Consider the following 3,174-nt stretch of genomic DNA (forward strand, 5'->3'; position numbering starts at 1 on the left):
TCTATTTTTAAGGCTTTTTGAAGTATTGTTTTTTGCTCTTGTGTCAGATAATTTTTTGCTGGCATATTTCCTATTATTGGGTTATTTATTAATTTTTATTATACCAATTTAAATGCCGAACAGCTTATCAGCTGATACCTTACCTCGAACTATTAAATTCTCCCTAAAGAGGTTTATTTTCAGCTGACCGCTGACCGCTGACCGCTGTTCGCGTAGCGTGCGCGTAGCGGATATGCTTACCCTAATTGACCTTTGTTTCTCACCAAATTCACAGCAAAATAAAGCGGATTCATCAACCCCTTAACTACAGCCTTGAACCCATAAATCACACGACCTCTTAGACCAGCTTTGATAACGTGATTATTGAATGGAATCACTGGTAACTTCCTAATTAGCTCTTGAGCCAAAGCTTTCTTTTGGCCTGGTCCTCGTAAACGAAACTGGGTACCTTGCGTCGGACCATATACGATGGTAAACCAGAGCCGAGGATTTAAGAAAAAGTATTTCCACAAGGGCGGTTTGCACCCAATTAAATCAGCTAGCTCGTCGATGTATATATGATAATCAAGCAAGCTTCGGATCCGAGCAGCATTATGTTCAAACTGTTCTAAATATTTGGCTTTATCAATAGATGCCACCTGCTCCATTTCCTCAGAAGCAGGAAGAGTGCGTTGGCCAGTGCAAATCAAGGCCAAAAATCTGGCTTGCATTTCCGTAATAGGAAACTGACTGCCAATGGCAGGACGTGCCCAACCAATCCAAGCGATTTTATCCCGATACAAGGCATGAAAGATATGTTTGTAAAGACTCCGGGGGTCAGTTTTTCTCAAGTGCTCAGGTAGGAAAGACACATAGTTTTTGTAGCCTGTACAAAATACTACCGCATCCACGTTTTCAAGGGTTTCCCCATCAGCCGCGATCAATGTCGAGCCACCATCTTTTACCTTTACTATTTCGCCGACCACTTGACAGCCATGATACACAATTGCCTTGGGTAAGGAGATATTTTTAGTTCCGTATGTACCCCAGACCCCTTTTTTAGCCTTAACCTTCTGATTTAGCTCAACTATAGTATCATGAACTGGATCGTTTTTGCTCAACTCTAATCGGAAGATAAGTTTGCTCAAAGCATGTCCATAGTCTCTTGGTAGACCGTATACACCGCGATGGCTAGCAGTATCGGCAGCATAGTCACCTCTCTTTCTAGGTATTATCCACCCAGCTGAATTGCGAAGGCTGACCCAGCACTTGTTGGCGACAGGAGATATTTCTAGGGCTATGTCTGAAGCTGACTCACCTCCCCCAACCACTAATACCGTTTTGCCCACAAAGTTATCAGGGTTACGATATTCCTTGGAATGGGAAAACTCCACCTCAGTTAATAAGTCTTTCCACTCTGGATAATTTGAGATACTGTTGTTACCAATTGCCAAAGCTACCCGTTTTGAGTGCAAAATCTCTCCAGAGGCTAGTTGAATTTGCCACCCTTGATTATCTTGGGGAGTGACTGCTACAACTTTGGAATTGAAACGAATTTTATCTAAAACACCAAAATGCTTGGCATAGCTTTTCCAATAGTCAACTGCTTCGTTCTTTGTCCAGAATTTGTGCTGATTGCCATCACCTATCCAGAAGTCCGAAAACATACTAAATGCGCAAGATGTAGTCAGCACTAAACTGTCGTAGGTATGGGCATAAACCCCGCCCACATCCTCTGCTTGCTCTAAACAGATTACCTCGCCTACTCCTTGCTCCAGTAATTCTTTGGTAGTAACTATACCAGCTGGCCCTGCTCCAATCACGATGCAATCGAACATACTATAGCAATTCTGATACTGCTCTGTAAAAAGCTTATCATTTGAAGGCAAAAGGCATCCATTCAAAAGGCAATATTAAAGATTATCTTAAGTTCATGTAGGGTGGGCAGTGCAGCAGACAGATAATTAAGCTTGCAAACCATGTTGGTAGGCACTGCCCACCCTACGATTAATGACAATGGTGCCAGATCTCAGTTTAACTTCCGATATCGGTAGTAAGCACAAATACAAATGAATCCGCGAGTATAGATTCGGCAACAGCAGGATTAATCCCCAACGGTTGCCAGCAAGTTAGTTGGTCTAATACATTGAGGCTATTATAAGCCTGAAGCTGAAACCCTTGCTCCCTTACAAACTGCCTAACCTGATCGAAATTGTCAAAGATAGTATCTGTGTCTGAGGTTGCTGTCATTCCTCTGACTGTCTGGCTCAATTTTTGCCAAGCTGGGCTATTTCGCCGTACCCTACTCAAATATTCTTTTGTAATTAAATCAGGGGTTATCCACACACCACCATAAACCTGAAGCAACTCCCGGACATTAGCAAATACCTGCTTTTTTTGATGTAACGTCAGGTACAGCAGTAGTCCCTCGCATATTACAGTAATGGGCTGTTGGGAATCTAGATAATCTACATCGATAGGGAATTGGCTGGGTTGACTAGTGGCATCAATCCCAATAAAGTGCAAGTTTGAGCGTACGCCAATTAGCTGTTTCACCAGTTGCTGTTTGCGCGTTATCATCCCTGGCAAATCACTCTCGATAAAAGTCGTAGAAGGGTTACCAGACATTACCATGCCCCGTGGCAGCAAGCCGGAGGCTAGTTCAAGGATTTGAGTTTTTTGAAATTGAGCCATCACTTGATTGATAGCTTTATACCGACCTTCAAATAAAACGGCTACTTCACAGGATTTATCGGATTGTTGTTTTTGTAACTGCTCTACAAAAGCTTGAGCATTAACCAATTGTGCTAATTCTTGCCCATAAGGAATGTCGGTAAACTGTCTGGCATAAGCCACTAGTAACGCTGTGGGACTGATATTGTCGAAGGAACTAGTTGGCACCTGCATCATTAGCAATTGGGAATTGGGGATTTAGGGAATAGTAAAAAGGGGAAGCAAGTTTCCCCTTCAACACTGGGCGCTTACTTAGCAACATTTCTGTGACAGGAATATTAGACCTCTTGCAAAAGTATTTTTCTAATAGTGTTCTTGATGCAATAGCGAGTGGGGGAAACCACGGCAGTCGCTCATGGGGGGAACCCCCAAGACCGCGCTGCCTCCCCAAGACCACTTAGGTGCGCTTACAGTCGTCGAATTAAATTCGCCACGGGTCGCACCTCTGCATCGCTTTGCGTC

At 43.3% G+C, this 3,174-nt stretch carries 2 protein-coding genes; both read right to left on the reverse strand.

What is annotated here, in order from left to right; genetic code table 11:
* Positions 1 to 236 precede the first annotated feature (236 nt).
* Positions 237 to 1,817, reverse strand: coding sequence for a flavin-containing monooxygenase (locus F6K37_RS35930; RefSeq protein ID WP_287255728.1), 1,581 nt, complete (start codon positions 1,815 to 1,817; stop codon positions 237 to 239).
* Between the two features lie 196 nt (positions 1,818 to 2,013).
* Positions 2,014 to 2,889 (reverse strand): class I SAM-dependent methyltransferase, encoded by an 876-nt coding sequence (locus F6K37_RS35935; protein WP_287255731.1) that lies wholly within the window; start codon positions 2,887 to 2,889, stop codon positions 2,014 to 2,016.
* Between the last annotated feature and the right edge of the window lie 285 nt (positions 2,890 to 3,174).

This window comes from Moorena sp. SIO4E2, from assembly GCF_010671945.1.
In the GTDB taxonomy this organism is placed as follows: Bacteria; Cyanobacteriota; Cyanobacteriia; order Cyanobacteriales; family Coleofasciculaceae; genus Moorena; species Moorena producens.